The 17,241-nt window shown below is 61.3% G+C and carries 15 protein-coding genes; 10 read left to right on the top strand and 5 right to left on the bottom strand.

All coding sequences use genetic code 11. From position 1 onward, the window contains the following. Positions 1-87 precede the first annotated feature (87 nt). The gene (locus Q9R34_RS16855) at positions 88-4,680 is read left to right on the top strand and encodes an ATP-dependent helicase (protein WP_485895186.1); all 4,593 of its coding nucleotides are present in this window, start codon (positions 88-90) and stop codon (positions 4,678-4,680) included. A gap of 93 nt (positions 4,681-4,773) precedes the next feature. Further along, a complete protein-coding gene (locus tag Q9R34_RS16850) occupies positions 4,774-5,841 on the top strand; it encodes an SDR family oxidoreductase (protein WP_485895184.1) in 1,068 nt (355 codons plus the stop codon). Between the two features lie 33 nt (positions 5,842-5,874). Here Q9R34_RS16850 and Q9R34_RS16845 read toward each other — a convergent pair whose 3' ends face one another. Beyond that, a complete protein-coding gene (locus tag Q9R34_RS16845) occupies positions 5,875-6,909 on the bottom strand; it encodes an NADP-dependent oxidoreductase (protein ID WP_485895182.1) in 1,035 nt (344 codons plus the stop codon). A 234-nt stretch (positions 6,910-7,143) separates the two neighbouring features. On the opposite strand from Q9R34_RS16845, the gene fucO reads away from it, so the two are divergent. From fucO to Q9R34_RS16825, 4 genes are all read left to right on the top strand, one after another. Beyond that, entirely contained in the window at positions 7,144-8,292 is a 1,149-nt protein-coding gene (fucO, locus tag Q9R34_RS16840; protein ID WP_485895180.1) for a lactaldehyde reductase, read from the top strand. A 197-nt stretch (positions 8,293-8,489) separates the two neighbouring features. Further along, positions 8,490-9,002, top strand: coding sequence for a 5' nucleotidase, NT5C type (locus tag Q9R34_RS16835; RefSeq protein ID WP_485895178.1), 513 nt, complete (start codon positions 8,490-8,492; stop codon positions 9,000-9,002). A gap of 219 nt (positions 9,003-9,221) precedes the next feature. Further along, complete coding sequence (locus Q9R34_RS16830) at positions 9,222-9,395, top strand: GhoT/OrtT family toxin (RefSeq protein WP_065426280.1); 174 nt, start codon at positions 9,222-9,224, stop codon at positions 9,393-9,395. Positions 9,396-9,542: 147 nt separating this feature from the next. Further along, the gene (locus tag Q9R34_RS16825) at positions 9,543-9,716 is read left to right on the top strand and encodes a hypothetical protein (protein ID WP_434123428.1); all 174 of its coding nucleotides are present in this window, start codon (positions 9,543-9,545) and stop codon (positions 9,714-9,716) included. Between the two features lie 96 nt (positions 9,717-9,812). On the opposite strand, the gene Q9R34_RS16820 is transcribed toward Q9R34_RS16825, so the two are convergent. The 3 genes from Q9R34_RS16820 to Q9R34_RS16810 all read right to left on the bottom strand — a co-directional run bounded on the left by Q9R34_RS16820 (position 9,813) and on the right by Q9R34_RS16810 (position 11,819). Continuing rightward, entirely contained in the window at positions 9,813-10,718 is a 906-nt protein-coding gene (locus tag Q9R34_RS16820) for a manganese catalase family protein (protein ID WP_485895176.1), read from the bottom strand. A gap of 61 nt (positions 10,719-10,779) precedes the next feature. Next, a complete protein-coding gene (locus Q9R34_RS16815) occupies positions 10,780-11,286 on the bottom strand; it encodes a ferritin-like domain-containing protein (protein ID WP_434123430.1) in 507 nt (168 codons plus the stop codon). A 56-nt stretch (positions 11,287-11,342) separates the two neighbouring features. Beyond that, a complete protein-coding gene (locus Q9R34_RS16810; protein ID WP_485895174.1) occupies positions 11,343-11,819 on the bottom strand; it encodes a YciE/YciF ferroxidase family protein in 477 nt (158 codons plus the stop codon). Between the two features lie 459 nt (positions 11,820-12,278). Here Q9R34_RS16810 and Q9R34_RS16805 point away from each other — a divergent pair, with 459 nt between their 5' ends. After that, positions 12,279-13,484, top strand: coding sequence for a CynX/NimT family MFS transporter (locus Q9R34_RS16805; protein WP_485895172.1), 1,206 nt, complete (start codon positions 12,279-12,281; stop codon positions 13,482-13,484). 4 nt (positions 13,485-13,488) lie between these two features. Here the strand turns inward: Q9R34_RS16805 and Q9R34_RS16800 are convergent, their stop codons facing one another. Next, on the bottom strand, positions 13,489-13,839 hold the full coding sequence (locus Q9R34_RS16800; RefSeq protein WP_485895170.1) for a cupin domain-containing protein: 351 nt from the start codon (positions 13,837-13,839) through the stop codon (positions 13,489-13,491). A 114-nt stretch (positions 13,840-13,953) separates the two neighbouring features. Here Q9R34_RS16800 and glsB point away from each other — a divergent pair, with 114 nt between their 5' ends. The 3 genes from glsB to Q9R34_RS16785 all read left to right on the top strand — a co-directional run bounded on the left by glsB (position 13,954) and on the right by Q9R34_RS16785 (position 17,224). Continuing rightward, complete coding sequence (glsB, locus tag Q9R34_RS16795; RefSeq protein WP_485895168.1) at positions 13,954-14,874, top strand: glutaminase B; 921 nt, start codon at positions 13,954-13,956, stop codon at positions 14,872-14,874. Between the two features lie 121 nt (positions 14,875-14,995). Further along, positions 14,996-15,412: a DUF2946 domain-containing protein gene (locus Q9R34_RS16790; protein WP_485895166.1), complete on the top strand. Its 417-nt coding sequence runs from the start codon at positions 14,996-14,998 to the stop codon at positions 15,410-15,412. Positions 15,413-15,487: 75 nt separating this feature from the next. Beyond that, positions 15,488-17,224, top strand: coding sequence for a DUF2534 family protein (locus Q9R34_RS16785; RefSeq protein WP_485895164.1), 1,737 nt, complete (start codon positions 15,488-15,490; stop codon positions 17,222-17,224). Positions 17,225-17,241 lie beyond the last annotated feature (17 nt).

Genomic DNA, 17,241 nt, shown 5'->3' with positions numbered 1-17,241 from the left:
AACCTGAGGGCTCTTTTCACCGCGCAGCGCTTAGCGCCAGGGTCTACGCTTAGGCATTCCCTGCTAACACGGTGATTTCAATCTGATATGTCTGCTAAGGCTGCTGCGCTTTCACGCTTTTCTCCCGCGACTCAAGGCTGGTTCCAGCACGCCTTCGCCGCGCCTACGCCGGTGCAGTCGGCGGCCTGGGAGGCCATCGCCAGCGGCCAGCATGCGCTGGTGATCGCGCCGACCGGCTCGGGTAAAACCCTCGCGGCGTTTTTGCACGCCATCGACGCGCTGTTCCGCGAGCGCGACGCGCAGGCGATGCCGGAGAAAGCCACGCGCACGCGCATTCTCTATATCTCGCCGGTTAAAGCGCTGGCGGCGGACGTGCAGCGCAATCTGCAGCTGCCGCTGGAGGGCGTTTATCAGCAGCGTCTCGCGCGCGGTGAAGAGGCGATTACGCTAACGGTGGGCATGCGCTCAGGCGATACCCCCGCGAGTGAACGGGCAAAACTTCAGCGCACGCCGCCCGATATCCTGATCACCACGCCGGAATCGCTGTTTTTGATGCTGACGTCGCGCGCCCGCGAAGCGCTGCGCGGCGTGACGACGCTGATCCTGGATGAGGTGCACGCGGTGGCGGGCGGCAAACGCGGCGCGCAGCTGGCGCTGAGCCTGGAGCGGCTGGATGCGCTGCTGCCTGAGCCGGCGCAGCGCATCGGTCTCTCAGCCACGGTGCGTCCTGTCGAGCGCATCGCGCAGTTTCTCGGCGGCGTGCAGGAAACCCTGATCGTCAACCCGCCCGCTTCGCGCGCGCTGGAGATGCGCATTGCGGTACCGGTCGAGGATATGACCGATATACCAGGACGCCCCGATAGCAGCGGCGCGCCCGACGCCAGCAGCGCGTCAGGCTCCATCTGGCCCCATATCGAACAGCGCATCCTTGAGCTGGTGCTGGCGCGCCGCGCCACCATCGTATTCGCCAACTCTCGCGGCCTGGCGGAGAAGCTGACGGCGCGGCTAAATGAACGCTACGCCGCCAGCCTCAGCGATGCCGAGGCGCTGGCGCAGCCCGCCCACGCCTGGGACTCGTTTAACGGCGGCACCGGGCAACGCAGCGACGGCGCGTCAGCCACCCTCGCCCGCTCGCATCACGGCTCGGTCTCGAAAGAGCAGCGACGAGACATCGAAGACGCCCTTAAAGCTGGCGAGCTGCGCTGCGTCGTTGCCACCTCAAGTCTGGAGCTGGGTATCGATATGGGAACGGTCGACCTGGTGATCCAGGTCGGCGCGCCGCCGTCGGTCGCCAGCGCGCTACAGCGCGTCGGCCGCGCCAGCCATCAGGTTGGGGGCACCTCCAGCGGCATCGTCTTTCCGCGCACGCGGCGCGATCTGCTCGACGCCGCCGTGATTGTGCAGTGTATGCTGAGCGGCGAACTGGAGCCGGTTGCGCCGCCGCAGAATCCGCTCGACGTGCTGGCGCAGCAGACGGTCGCCGCTGTAGCGATGGATACTCTCTCAGTGGATGCGTGGTTCGCCGTTGTGCGCCGCGCCGATCCGTTTCGCAACCTGCCGCGCAGCCTGTTTGACGCCACGCTGGATATGCTGGCGGGCAAATATCCCTCCGATGAATTCGCCCAGTTTCGTCCGCGCCTGATATGGGATCGCGACGCGAATCTGCTGACGCCTCGTCCCGGCGCGCAACACCTTGCCGTCACCAGCGGCGGCACCATTCCCGATCGAGGATCCTTCAGCGTCATGCTGCCTGAGGGCGAAGAGCAGGCGGGCTCGCGCCGGGTCGGCGAGCTGGATGAAGAGATGGTGTACGAATCGCGGGTAAACGACATTATCACGCTCGGCGCCACCTCCTGGCGCATTCAGCAGATCACCCACGATCAGGTGGTGGTGGTGCCCGCGCCCGGCCGCTCGGCGCGTCTTCCCTTCTGGCGCGGCGACGGGCTGGGGCGATCGGCGCTGCTGGGCGAAAGTATCGGCCGCTTTTTACGCAGGCTGGACTGGGAGCAGCAGTCCGGCGAGGTTAGCCAGATGCCGGGGCTCGACGCCAGCGCGCAGCACAATCTTCACGCGTTGATAGCGGAACAGCGCGAGGCGACAGGTTTGCTGCCGACCGACGCCACGCTGCTGATCGAGCGCTGCCGCGATGAGACCGGCGACTGGCGCGTTATTCTCCATTCGCCGTGGGGCCAGCGCGTGCACGCGCCCTGGGCGCTGGCGGTCGCGGCGCGCATTCGCCGCAGGATGGGCCTGGATCCCTCTGTCGTGGCGAGCGATGACGGCATTGTGGCGCGCTTTCCCGATATGGAGGGGCACGTGCCGGGCGCCGAGCTGTTTCAGTTCGACGCCGACGCCCTGCCGCGCGAAGTGGCCGACGCCATCGCGCATTCAGCGCTGTTTGCCGCGCGTTTCCGCGAATGCGCGGCCCGCGCCCTGCTGCTGCCGCGCCGAAATCCTGGCAAACGATCGCCGCTCTGGCAGCAGCGGCTGCGTGCCGGTGAGCTGCTGGCGGTAGCGCGCGACTACGCCGACTTTCCCATTCTGATCGAGACGGCGCGCGAGTGTCTGCAGGATGTGTACGACCTGCCCGCGCTGCATGCGCTGATGGTGCGCATTCAGAACGGCAGCGTACAGTTTGCCGAGGTGACCACCGAAGCGCCGTCGCCTTTTGCCGCGCCCTTGCTGTTCGGTTACGTGGCAGAGTTTATTTATGCCAGCGATGCGCCGCTGGCGGAGCGGCGCGCCTCGCTGCTGGCGCTCGACAGCGGCCTGCTGAGCGAGCTGCTTGGCCAGGCGGATATACGCGAACTGCTGGACGCCGGGGTCACGGCTCAGGTGGCAAAAGAGCTACAGCGCCTCGCCGCGCGTTACAGGGTGAGCGACAAAGAGGGGGTCGCCGACCTGCTGCGCGAGCTGGGGCCGCTGAGCGCAGCGGCGCTGGCCGCCCGCTTCGACGGCGACGCACCCGAGCACGCCATCGCTGAGCTGGTGGCGGCGCATCGCGCCATCGCCGTCACCATTGCTGGCGAACAGCGCTGGGCGGCGATTGAAGACGCCGCGCGCCTGCGCGACGCGCTGGGCGTCACGCTACCGGCAGATATTCCCGCCGCCTTTTTACAGCCAGCCGCCGATCCGCTGCGCGATTTGTTCGGCCGATATGCCCGCACCCATCCCCCCTTTACCACCGATGCGCTGGCGCGTCATTTTGGGCTGGGCCCGGCGGTGGTCAGCGAAACGCTGGAGCGCCTGCGCGCGCAGGGCAAACTGCTGAAGGGCGATTTTGGCGATCCCGCAGAAGAGCGCGCGACCGGCTGGGGCGATGGGTGGGTGGCCGAAGAGGTTTTCAGACGCCTGCGCGTTCGCTCTTTGCAGGCCGCGCGCGAGGCGACGCGCCCGGTGCCGCCAGAAGCCTGGGTATCGCTGCTGCTGGAGCGACAGGGGTTAAGCGGCGAGGCAGCGCGTTCGCCTGTCGCGCAGGGGAGTTACGAAGGGGTGAACGGCGTGGCGCGCGTGGTGGAGCAGCTTGCCGGGCTGGCGCTACCTGCGTCGATCTGGCAGTCGCAAATCCTGCCGTCGCGCGTGCACGACTATCAGCCCGCGATGCTGGACGAGCTGCTGTCGGCGGGCGAGGTTATCTGGGCAGGCGAGCGCTCGCTGGGCCACAACGACGGCCTGGTGTCGCTGCACCTGCGCGAGTTTGCGGCGGAAACGCTGCTGCCGCTGCCGCAGAACAGTGACGCGCTGCGTCTGACGCCGCTGCACGAGGCTATTCTGGGGCGGCTCGATGATGGCGGCGCATGGTTCGCGCACCAGATCGCCGCCGCGGTCGCCGCCGAACAGCCCGTCGATGAGGCGCAGATCCAGAGCGCGCTGTGGGATTTAGCGTGGGCTGGCTATGTCACATCGGATACCTGGGCGGCACTGCGCCAGCTGACCGGCATGGCGAACAGCGCGCGGTCAAAACCGACCCGTTCACTGCGCACGCGACGCGGCCGCCTCAGCCTGCCGCTGGGACGCCCCGCCACGCTCGCCCTGCCCGGCCGCTGGTCGCGCCTTTATCGTTCGGTCGCGCCGCCAGCCCAGCTGGCGCTGGCAATGGCCGAGAATATGCTGGACCGCTGGGGCGTGGTGACGCGCGGCGCGGCAATGGCGGAGCAGGTACCGGGCGGCTTTCCGACGCTGCAGCCGGTGATGCGCGGGCTGGAGGATGCCGGGCGCGTGCTGCGCGGCCGCTTCGTTGCCGGGCTAGGCGGCGCGCAGTTCGCGGAGAACGCCACCATTGAGCGCCTGCGCGTTATTGCTGAACGCGCCGCGCGCGATCCGCTGGCGGTGGCACTCTCCGCTGTCGATCCCGCCTCTCCCTTCGGCGTAACGCTGCGCTGGCCCACGCATAGCGCCGCCACGCGTCCGGTTCGCCGCAGCGGCGCGCTGGTAGTGCTCTGTCACGGTCAGCTGGCGCTCTACCTGGCGCAGGGCGGCAAAGAGCTGCTGAGCTATGGCGAAGCGAGCTGGCACGCCGCCGCAATTGCCGCGCTGGCCGTCGCGCTGCGTCGGGAGAGAGCGTCTGGCTTTACGCTGGAAACGATCGACGGCAAACCCGCAGGGCAGTCACCGCTGATCGACGCGCTGCGCCGCGCGGGCTTTTCACGCGAGCCGAAAGGGTATGGCTGGTATGGGTAAAGGGTGACAGCCACCCCGTCTCGCGCTGAGCTTACCCGCCAATCCCGGTCTACACTCTTCTGTTGTCTTGTTGTCAAACCCCAGGGAAAAAGCATGTCAAAGAAAGCACTTATCGCCGGGATCAGCGGCGTGATCGGCACCGCAACGGCGGAGCGCCTGCTGGCGGATGGCTGGGAAGTCTACGGACTGTCGCGCGGACGCACGCCGGTGCCGCAGGGCTGCCACGCACTGACCGCTGATTTAACGTCGGCGGACTCGGTAAAAGACGCGCTGAAAGATCTCCAGCCTGACGCGCTTTTCTTCAGCGTCTGGGCGCGCCAGGAAACGGAAAAAGAGAACATCCGCGTGAACGGCAGAATGGTGCGCAACGTAATCGAGGCGCTGGGCGAGCGTCTTAACGGCAGCCATGTTGCGCTGGTGACCGGCCTTAAGCACTATCTCGGCCCGTTCGACGCCTACGGCAAAGGCGCGGTGCCGATGACGCCGTTTCGTGAAGAACAGGGACGCCAGCCGGTCGATAATTTCTATTACGCGCAGGAAGATGAACTGTTCGCCGGCGCGGAGAAATATGGCTATCGCTGGAGCGTGCATCGCCCGCACACCGTGATCGGGTTTGCGCTGGGCAACGCGATGAATATGGGACAGACGCTGGCGGTCTACGCCTCGCTGTGCAAATTCCATAACCTGCCGTTTATCTTCCCCGGCTCGGCGGCGCAGTGGCACGGCGTCACCGACATGAGCAGCGCGACGCTGGTGGCCGAGCAGCTGGAATGGGCGACCCAGACGCCAGGCGCGCAAAACGAAGATTTCAACACCGTAAACGGCGATGTGTTCCGCTGGAAATGGATGTGGGGCGAGATTGCCCGTTACTTTGGCATTGAGGCGCAGCCGATGCCAGATGAAACCCAGCCGCTGGAACAGCGTATGACAGAGGCCGAGGCGCAGTGGAAAGCCGTGGCGCAGCACTACTCGCTACGCGAAGCGGATATCAACCGTCTGGTTTCCTGGTGGCACACCGATGCCGATCTGGGTCGTCCGATGGAGGTTTTCACCGATATGAGCAAGAGCCGCAAAGCGGGCTTTACCGGCTATCACTCCACGCGCGACGATCTTTTCGCGCTGTTTGATCGCCTGAAGCAGGAAAAGCTGATCCCGGCATAAGAAAAAGTCCCGCCTGCGGGCGGGACCTCTCTATTACTCTTCGTCCTGCGCCACGCGCACCACGGTTTTGCCGAAGTTTTTCCCCTCCAGCATGTCAAAAAACGCCGTAGGCGCATTCTGCAATCCGTCGATGATATGCTCGCGATAGCGAATCTCACCCTGCTCTACCCAGGGCTCCATCGCCTCCAGGAACTCGCCGTAGCGATGGCCATAGTCGTCGAAAATGATAAAGCCCTGCACGCGCAGGCGTTTCTTGAGAATGTCGCCCATCAGCAGCGACAGGCGATCCGGGCCGTCCGGCAGCCCGGTCGCGCTGTAGCCGGAGACCAGCCCGCACACCGGAATACGCGCTTTGGTATTCAGCAGCGGCAGCACCGCGTCAAACACCTTGCCGCCGACGTTTTCATAATAGATGTCGATGCCGTCCGGGCAGGCTTTTTCCAGCTGTGCCGCCAGATCGTCCTGATGATGATCCAGACAGAGATCGAACCCCAGCACCTCAACCGCATGGCGACACTTCTCTTCGCCGCCGGCGATGCCAACGACGCGACAGCCCTTCTTCTTGCCGATCTGCCCCACCGTTGCGCCCACCGGCCCGGTCGCCGCCGCCACCACCAGCGTTTCGCCAGGCTGCGGTTCGCCGATATCCAGCAGGCCCATATAGGCGGTAAAGCCCGGCATCCCCAGCACGCCCAGCGCCCAGGAAGGATTAGCGAGGTCGTTACCCAGCTTTTTCACCGCAGAGGCGGGAGTGACCGAATAGGCCTGCCAGCCGCCGCTCGACAATACCCAGTCGCCCGGCTGGAAATCGCCATGGCGCGATTCCACTACGCGGCTCACCGTGCCGCCGACCATCACGTCGCCCAGCTTCACCGGTTCGGCATAGGATTTAGCGTCGCTCATCCGGCCGCGCATATAGGGATCGAGCGACAGGTAGATGGTGCGCAGCAGCAGATCGCCCTCTTCCAGCGCGGGCAGGGGGATTTCGCCGAATTCGAAGTTCTCCTGAACCGGTTTACCGTGCGGGCGCGAGGCCAGTTTCCAGCCGTGATTTTGCGGTTTCGCCATCATTTCCTCCGTTGGTTAAAGCTTTAATGCTCCCATTGAGGCTAACAGAGGATGAGAAACTTGCCTGGCAGGAATGGCTCTGGCTGGGCTGGAAACGACTTATCTGGCGGCAAACAACCGCTAATTTGTTGATTTTCATCAATTGTGCTTCACAGGGAATGTGACGAAGTTGGCAGAAACGAGGAGCGGTTAAGCGAGAAGGTAATGGGAATTTTGTTAAGCAAGGATGTGAAAATGACACAGCGAATGATTTTGAATGAGACCGCTTTTTTTGGCGCAGGCGCCATCCGCAACCTGCCGGATGAGGTTCGACGGCGCGGCCTGACAAAGGCGCTCATCGTCACCGATAAAGCGCTGGTCGCCGCTGGCGCCGTTAAGCGCGTTACCGACCTGATGGAGGCAAATCAGCTTCCCTGGGCGCTCTACGACGAGGTGGTGCCGAACCCCACCATCGCCGTGGTGCAGCGCGGCGTTGAGGTATTTAAGCGGGCTGAGGCGGACTATCTTATCGCCATCGGCGGCGGCTCGCCGCAGGATACCAGCAAAGCGATCGGCATTATCATCAACAACCCCGAGTTCGCGGACGTGCGCAGCCTGGAGGGCTTCGCACCGACGCGTCATCCCTGCGTGACGCTGATCGCCATCCCCACTACCTCAGGCACCGCGGCGGAAGTCACTATTAACTATGTGATTACCGACGAAGAGAAACGCCGTAAATTCGTCTGCATCGATCCGCACGATATTCCAAAGGTGGCGATCATCGACGCAGAGATGATGGCCAGCATGCCGCCGGCGCTGAAAGCCGCAACCGGGATCGATGCGCTGACGCACGCCATTGAAGGCTATATTACGCGCGGCGCCTGGCAGCTGACCGATATGCTGCATCTCAACGCCATTGAGATCATCAGCCAGTCGCTGCGCGGTTCCGTGAAAGGCGATATGCAGGCGGTCGAGCAGATGGCGCTGGGTCAATATGTGGCTGGTATGGGCTTCTCCAACGTCGGGCTTGGCCTGGTGCACGGTATGGCGCACCCGCTGGGCGCGTTTTATAACGTGCCGCACGGCGTCGCCAATGCGATCCTGCTGCCTGGGGTAATGGCGTGGAATGCGGACTACACCGGCGAGAAATATCGCCATATCGCGCGCGCGATGGGGGTAAAAGGGGTGGATACGCTGCCGCTGGCGCAGGCGCGTCAGGCGGCCGTCGAAGCGGTCAAACAGCTCTGCCGCGACGTGGGCATCCCGGCTTCGCTGCGCGACGTCGGTCTGAATCCAGATGATGTGCCGGCGCTGGCCCAGGCCGCGCTGGACGATGTCTGCACCGGCGGCAATCCGCGCGAAGCCACGCTGGAAGATATCAAAACGCTCTATCTGCAAAGTTAAGCCTTTGTGCCGCCTTTCGGGGCGGCCTTCCCCTCTCTTTTTCCTGCTTCCAGCGCACCTCACAGTAATCCGCCAAATAACCCGCTTCAATTGTTTATTTAGTGACCTGTTTGCGTGGTGTTTATTCAGAGACTACAAGCGGAGCCGCGCGACTGCTATTCTAGCCGCCCTGGCATGATGATTGACGAGGGGAAAACATGAAACGTATCGCCATTGAGATGGATGAAGTCATTATCGACTTGAACCACAAATTTAGCCCTGACGCCGCCTCTTCTGAGGCTCAAACAGGTTCACTGGACGCAGCAAAACCACAACAGTCGCGCCCGGCGCTGTTTCAGGAGATTGAAGAGCTGATCGGCGAGGAGAGTTTTTACGCTGGACTGCCAGCTTTAGCGGATGCGCAGCGCGTCATTGAGCGCCTGGCACAGGAATATGAAATCTTTATCACTACGGCGGCGGTAGAGTTTCCACGCTCGCAGACGGCAAAACTGGAATGGCTGAAAGCCAATTTTCCGTTTATCAGCCCGATGAATATTATCTGCTGCAGCAGCAAGGGCATTCTCAATGCAGACTATTTGATCGACGCCAATCCACAGAACTTCGCGCAGTTTACTGGCGAAGGCATATTATTCAGCACGGCGCAAAACCAGCAGGAAACCGGTTACGATCGCGTCGAAAGCTGGCGCGACATTGAACAGCGCTTCCTCTGATTACAACAGGCTTCGCCACGCGTCTCTGCGCGTGCAGCCCTCGCGCCAGAAGGATCCGGCGCGTTTTCCCTGCCCAATTTCAGCCTGAAATCGCTGTCAACCACCCCATAGCCGCAGCCAAATCAATTTCTTTAATTTCCGCTGCTGCTTTTCACTTGATCTGGATCACGATTTTCCGCATAGTGCGCAGCAAAACCACTATAACGATGCGGAGTATTAATGAGCCTCTATCAACATATGCTGGTGTTCTATGCGGTGATGGCTTCAATCGCCACGTTAATCACCTTTTTTATCGCAAAGGATAAGCTGACGATTCGCGCGTTAAGCGCCTTTCTGGTCGGCGCCACCTGGCCAATGAGCTTTCCCGTCGCCCTGATGTTTGCCCTGTTCTGATCCTGAATGCCCTGCAAGCCGCCTGGCGGCTTCAGCCTGATTTTTCGACCTTTTCCTGCCGCCCGCTACACTTAGCAGTACGCCTCTGGTCACGCTGCTGACCAACGACGTTTGTTTGCTTACTTCATCTCATCACAAGGAGCGGATATGCGTTTTGTTGCCTTTGCCCTGTTTATTACTCTGCTTAGCGCCTGTCAGTCAGGCCCCGTGGCGCCGGAAAAGCCCGTACCTTCCGCTGAAACGCGACAGCAAACCTGCCAGCCAGGCACCACCGCCAGCCAGAACGACTGCGGACATTTTCCTGAACCAGAATTTCATTAAGCAGAGAAAGCGGATGCGGCGCTGAGCCTGTACTGAAAGATTATCTGAGAAGAGGGATATCGCGTCAGTCAGCGCAGTGACTGACGCGAGTGGTGCTTACGAGCGAGGTTTATCCGAGCTGAGTTGATTCGCTTCGCCCAGCGTTGAGCCAAGCTCTGCGCCGGTGGTCGGGTTCAGGTTGGGATCGGAGGCGGTGCGGCTGGCCATATTAGCGAGATCGGTCGCCTGATCGGACGGCAGGGTCACTGAAGCGCTACCGTCGCCGCCGTCAACGGCCGGCGCCGGATCGGCTACGAACTCGAAGTTCTCATCAGCGTTCCAGCTACCGCGCATATCACCTTCGCCCGCTGACATGTTGTAGTAGACGTTGGCATACTGCTCAATCGGCGGCAGCTTACCCGGTGGAAAATTGTTGCGAATCGAGTAGAGCGCTTTTTCAAACGAGATCTGGTGCGCGACTTCACGCGTCATCAAAAAGCCCAGCGCATCTTTTACGCCGACGTCATCGGTCATATTGATCAGACGCTCATAAAGGATTTTTGCCCGCGCTTCGGCGGCGATATTGGAGCGCAGGTCAGCGGTTACTTCGCCGATGGTATCGACATAGGCCGCCGTCCAGGGTACGCCAGCAGAGTTAGTCAGCGGCGGACCCCCGCCATAAAGCAGCGAGGTCAAATGGCTGTCGTTACCGGCACCGGTAATATTGCGATAAATCTCGCCCTCTTCCTCAGTGCCTTCCGCCAGCTGACCTTTCGCGCCCTTGTTGAGCATGCCCACCAGCGAGCCGATGATTTCCAGGTGACTCAACTCTTCCGTAGCGATATCCATCAGCATATCTTTACGGCCCGGGTCATCATCGCCCAGACCCTGGGTGAAGTAGCGACATGCCGCAGCGAGTTCGCCCTGCGGACCGCCAAACTGCTCAAGCAACAGGTTAGCCAGTCCCGGATTGGGCTTTTCAACACGGACCGTATACTGTAGTTTCTTAACGTGTCTGAACATTGCTCATTCCTTTCCAGTGGGATGATTGGCCCTCTGAGAAGAGGGCCTGGCTGTGGCGTTATTATTTTTTTGCTTCAACGCCTTCAGCTGCGTCACGCGTCATGAACTGCTGGGTCACATCCGGCAGATGCGTCAGGCACCATTCCGCCATCGCGATCTCTTGCTCACGAATTTGTTCGAAAATACGCGCGCCTTCGTGGTCGCCCACCAACTCTGCCGCCGCAATTAGCGAGGTGTAGTTGGCGATTTCAAACTGCTCAAAGACATAACCGCTGATCGCCCCTTTCACCACTTCGTCGTCGGCCAGCATGCCGCCCATGGCCTGCCCCATCGCGGAGAGTTTGCCCATCGCGTCTTTGAAGGCGGAGTTCGACGTATCGTTACGGTCGATAACGGACTGTAATAACGTCTGCTGCTGGCGCGTTTCTTCAATATGCTGCTGAATACGCGCTTTTAAATCAGGATAGTGTTCGAGACGAGACGCCATTTTTTCCAGCATGCTTTCCGCCTGCTTTTCCATAGCATGCGCATCTTTCAGCCAGGCCAGATAATTCTCTTCATGTGACATGATTCACCTCTTTGAAATGTGAGTACGGCAAATACAGATTTCATCGCATCGGATAATTAGCTGGTTTTCTCAGCAATCACATTTAGTTTTTCATCCGTGGCTTTTTCTTCCTGCAGGGTTTCGGCCAGTAATTTTGCCGCCTCGTCAAATCCCAGGCGTTTCGCCATTGCCGTCAGCGTGCCGTAGGTAGCAATTTCATAGTGTTCGACTTTCTGGGCAGCGCCAATCAGGCCTGCGTCGCGCACCGGGCCCGCTTCAACAGAGTCGATAATCTCCTGGGCCTCTTCCACTAAGCCTTCCAGCGCATGGCATTTCATACGGCGGATGCGCAGTTCTTCTGTTTTTTCAACAATTTGGTCCAGACGTTCAATTTGTCCGCGCGTCTCTTCAAGGTGCGCTTCAAACGCCGCTTTTAGCGAGGCGTCTGTTGTGGCGCGCGCCATTTTCGGCAGTGCGCGCGTAATTTGCTTTTCTGCGCTGTAGACATCAGAAAGGTCATGAATAAAGAGATCCACCAGTGTTTTAATCGCCATTACAGGTTCCTCTTATCAAATCAGATGATTGCTTTCCTGGCCAGGACGCTACAGAAATTAATAATAGTTGCTAAGCACAATTGCGCAAATTTAATAAAAGCGAAGCGCTGGAGGAAATTAGTTTGTTTATTAAGGAATAATCTTATTTCTGCTGGCCCTGCCGCTTCAGTTAAATGGCGCAGAAAAGCGCAATGCTATTTAAATAGCACATCTGAATTATCGTCTCGCTTATTTACCACGCCTGTCATCTTTCCGACAAAAATAAGTTTGTGCTTTTATTGCCGCCAGTCTGTTATCGCAGGGTGTTATATATCGCGCCCCTGGCGGGTCGGCTTTACAGCGGCGGCGGTAGCCTTTAGAGTAGCGTGCAGACACCGGGCTCTCTTCTTCCTGGTGCGTAAGCGTTAACGTCAACCAACGCACCACAGCGGCTTTGCCGCACTTTGTGATGCGGATCTTATGACCTTTCGACAGGCTTATGCGCAACGCGCTTCTCGCGTTACCCACTCTGGTTTTTTCCTGCTGGTGTTGCTGTTGACCGCCGCGAACCTGCGCGCGCCCATCACCGCCGTCGGTCCGGTGCTGGAAAACATACGGCACGCGTTCGGCCTGAGCGCCGCCGCTGCAGGCTTCTTTAATTTTATTCCGCTGATGCTGTTCGCCGCGCTGGCACCGATTGCCGCCGTGCTGGGTAATCGCTTTGGGCTGGAGCGCAGCCTCTGGGCGGCGCTGCTGCTGATAACGCTGGGATCGATGGTTCGCTGGCTGCCGCTGGAGGCGGCGCTCTGGAGCGGGACGGTGCTGCTGAGCGCCGGCATCGCCGCCGCCAACGTGCTGCTGCCGCCGCTTATCAAACGCGACTTTACACAGCACACGGCGAAATATATCGGGCTTTATGCCGCCACCATGTCGCTGACCGCCAGCCTGGCGTCAGGCATCGCCGTGCCGCTCGCCGCGCTCTCCGACGCGGACTGGCGCCTGTCGCTCGGCGTCTGGGCGGTGCCCGGCCTTGTGGCGCTGCTCGTTTGGCTGCCGCTGCTGGCACCGCGCTCAGCAGGATCGTCAGGCGCCACCTCCTATCCCGCCCCATACGGCGCTACGCCGTGGCGGTCGGCAATCGGCTGGCAGGTTTCGCTGTTTATGGCGCTGCAGTCGCTGGCGTTTTACACCCTGATCGACTGGTTTACGCCTTATGCGCAGAGTAAAGGCTACAGCCAGGCGGAAGCGGGCTGGCTGCTTTTTCTCTACCAGGCGATCGCGATTATCGCCAACCTCGGCTGTATGGTGGCGTTAAAGCGGCTGCGCGACGCGCGCCTTACGGCTTTTACCGCCTCTGCCGCCATTTTCTGCGGCGTGTTGGGGTTACTGCTGCTGCCGCGTATGGCGGCGCTGTGGTTAATCATCGCTGGGCTGGGTGCGGGGGCCTCAATGGTGCTTTGCCTGTCGCTTTTTAACCTGCGCGCGCGCGATCATCGTCAGGCGTCGCAGCTTTCCGGCATGGCGCAGTGCGTAGGCTATGCGCTGGCGGCGCTCGGCCCGCTCTTTTTCGGCATGTTACACCAGCGGAGCGGCGACTGGACGCTGCCGCTGGCCCTGCTGGCGCTGCTGAGCTTTGCGCAAATGCTGCTCGCACCGCTGGCCGGTAGCGCCAGGCAGATGAGGTGAGCGTTTACCCTTCCTCCTCTGGCGGCAGTTCATAATGCACCGCCAGCCAGAGGGTCGGTTCGTCGCTGCTGGTCCAGTTCACCCGGTGGCGCGTCCGCGCAGGCAGATTGATAAAATCGCCCGCGCGCAGCACCCGCTCTTGCGCTTCATCCTCCAGCTGCAATCCCGCTGCGCCCTGCACCACCAGTACCCACTCTCCCTGTGGCTGGCTGTACCAAAAGCCTGGCGGGCTCGCCTGGCCGGTAGAGACAATGCGCTCGATGCGCAGACCGGGTCGGCGTAATAACGCCTCAAACGTCTCTTGCTCGCCACGCTCGGCGGCTTGCGGTATAGCGTCAAACAGGCTGGTTATCATGATGTCCTCGGGGTTGCGGTGCGGCGTTCACATAATTTGCACAGGCTGCATTGATTCAGCGGCGACTCGCGTTCATTATCCGGCGCCAGACGCCTCAGAAAAGGAGATTCACGCATGACCGAACTCAGCAATACGCTACTGGAAGAGATTCTGGAGCAGGTGCGCCCCCTTACCTCGCGCGGCAGCGTCGCCAGCTATATTCCCGCGCTGGCCGAAGCGCCTGCGCACGCGCTCGGCATCGCCGTGGCTACGCCTGACGGTCAGTGCTGGCAGGCGGGCGACGCGCTGGAGCGCTTTTCGATCCAGTCCATCTCTAAAGTATTGTCGTTAACCGTCGCGCTCACCCGCTATTCCGACGATGAAATCTGGCAGCGCGTCGGCAAAGAGCCTTCCGGCCAGCCGTTTAACTCGCTGGTGCAGCTGGAGCTGGAGCACGGCAAGCCGCGCAACCCCTTTATCAACGCCGGAGCGCTGGTGATTTGCGATATGCTGGAATCGCGCCTGACCGCGCCGCGCCAGCGTATGCTGGAGGTTGTGCGCCAGCTAAGCGGCCAGCCCGATATCAACTACGATCGTCACGTCGCGCGCTCAGAGTATGAGCACTCGGCGCGCAACGCCGCCATCGCCTGGCTGATGAAGTCGTTCGGCAATTTTCATAACGACGTCAGCAAGGTTATGCAGACCTATTTCCACTACTGCTCGCTGTCGATGAACTGTGTTGAGCTGGCGCGCAGCTTCGTCTATCTGGCCAACCAGGGCAAAACGGCCGATGGCGCGCAAATCATCACGCCGCGTCAGGCGAGACAGATTAACGCGCTGATGATCACCAGCGGCATGTATGACGGCGCGGGCGAGTTCGCATGGCGCGTCGGTATGCCGGCGAAGTCGGGCGTCGGCGGCGGCATTATCGCTGTCATTCCCAATAAAATGAGCATTGCGGTCTGGTCGCCAGGTCTGGACGCCATCGGCAACTCGCTTGCAGGCACCGCCGCGCTGGAGCTGCTTAGCGATCGTCTTGGCAGCTCGGTTCTCTAGCGCATGCGAGGCGGACGTCAGGCTGTACACGTATACCCTAAGAATTTTTACAGAATTAACCCCGTTGAGAACCGTAACGCGTTAAAATAGCGCCTGACGTTTACCAGCCAGTGATGTTTTCATGACCTTTTTCACCCCGTTGCAACAGCGAATCAGCGCCTGCCTGGCTATCCTGGCGGTGCTGCTGCTGTTCGTCGCGCCCGTGGTGTCTAAGGATCTGATGGCGCGCCATAACGGCGCGATGCCCGCCACGGTGATGATGCCGCACAGTGCCGACGCCATGCCGATGATGCACCCTATGGACGACGCCATGATGCCTTCCGGCCATATGATGTCGGGCGAAGAGGGCGTCGCCTGCGGCTACTGCGAACTGCTGGTGCATGTGCCGCTGATGATCTGGGCGGCGGTTCCCCTTCTCTGGCTGATGATGCTAATCTCGCGCGCGCCGCCCTCGATGCTGCGCGCGGACCCGCCGCTGTGCCGACGCGAACGCCGCGTCTACCGGCCTCGCGCCCCGCCTTCCCGCTGCGTTTTTTAATCAGCATGCCTGCCATTCCGCCGCGTAAAGCGACGGAAGCGGGTTCGTCTTTAACTGAATAAAAATGGATGTGCTATGTCATCACTTCGGGAAACGGCGCCGCCGCGCGGCTCGTTATTCACTTTGCTGCGCCGCCTGCACTTTTACATCGGGCTGTTTATCGCGCCTTTTATTTTTATCGCGGCGCTCACCGGCACGCTGTACGTGCTGACGCCGCAGATTGAGCATGTTCTTTATGCCTCTGCGCTGACCGCCGAGCCGCAGGGAACGGCGCAGCCGCTGTCGGCACAGGTCGCCGCGGCGCGACACCATGCTGGTGAAGCGGCGCCTGTTTATGCGGTGCGCCCGGCGCCTGGCGCAGAGGAAACCACGCGCGTGCAGTTCAGCCAGAGCGACCTTGGGCCGTCAGAATCGCGCTCGGTGTTTGTCGATCCCTACACCTTGCAGGTTAAGGGTGATATGACGGTTTACGGCACCAGCGGCGTATTGCCGCTGCGCATGTGGCTGGATCAGCTGCATCGCGGCCTGCTGCTGGGCGACGTTGGCCGCCTCTACAGCGAGCTGGCCGCCTCCTGGCTGTGGGTCGCCGCGCTCGGCGGTCTGGTGCTGTGGCTCGGCACGCGCCCGCGCAGAAAGATGAAAAAGCCCGCGTCGGGCTTCGCCTTCGCCCGCCACTGGCATGTAACGCTTGGCCTGGTGCTGTCGCTGGGTCTGATCTTCTTCTCGGTCACTGGCCTCACCTGGTCGCAGTGGGCGGGCGGCAATATTGATAAAATGCGCAGCGAACTGGGCTGGATGACGCCGCAGGTGCGCACCGCCCTGGACGCCAGCGCGCCTGCCGCCAGCGCCGATCCTCATGCCGACCATCACGCTATGCCGCAGATGGACGGCATGGATATGAGCGGCATGGCGATGCCAGCGACGCCAGCCAGAGCGGTCAACGCGCCGGACGCCGACTGGGACAGCGTGCTCAACGCCGCGCGCCGCGGCGGCATCCGCGCTGCGAAACTGGAGCTGCGCCAGCCGAAAGCAGCGGGCCAGGCCTGGACGGTAAGCGAGATCGACCGCAGCTGGCCAAGCCAGGTTGACGCCGTTTCGGTAGATCCCGCCACGTTCGCCATCGTTGACCGCGTGGAATTCGCGCATTTTCCGCTGGTGGCGAAGCTGACGCGCTGGGGCGTCGACGCCCATATGGGCGTGCTCTTCGGCTGGCCAAATCAGCTGCTGCTGGCCCTGTTCGGCTTTGGCCTGTGCGCCAGCATCGTGCTCGGCTACCGCATGTGGTGGATCCGTCGCCCGGCGCTGCCCGCACAAAATCCGGCACAGACGCTTCTTGTCGCCTGGCTGGCGATGCCGCGCTACGCCCAGGCCACCTCGCTGATTGTCGCCCTGGCGCTGGGCTGGGCGCTGCCGGTCATGGGAGGCAGCCTGCTCCTGTTTGTCGCGATCGATCTGCTGCGCTGGCGAAAGGCGCAGCGCGCCGCGATGCCGCAGCCGGAGACGCCGCTTGAGCAGCAGTCGCCGCTGGGCATCGTGCGCGGCCGTTTTGCTACAAAGCAGAAAGAGATGCGTTATTTCCTGCGCAGCGTGGTGATCCTGTGGCTGATTGTCGGCACGGTGATGGGCAAAGCCATTATCAGCGGCGTTATCGAACAGTATCAGATCGCCTTTAGCGACTGGTCGCTGATGATGTACGTGACCCAGGCGTTGATGGTGCTGCTCTATACCTCAGTTTTCACCGGCCTGATGTCGATTCCCCTGTGGTATTTCTTCCTGGGCGAGAGTAGCGAAGAGGAACATAAAAACCGTTAAGAAGAAAAACATCACGA

This window comes from Enterobacter sp. BRE11, assembly GCF_031844285.1.
Classification (GTDB): domain Bacteria; phylum Pseudomonadota; class Gammaproteobacteria; order Enterobacterales; family Enterobacteriaceae; genus Pantoea.
The sequence above is the reverse complement of the archived record's forward strand: the minus strand, read 5'-3'. Positions and strand labels throughout refer to the sequence as shown.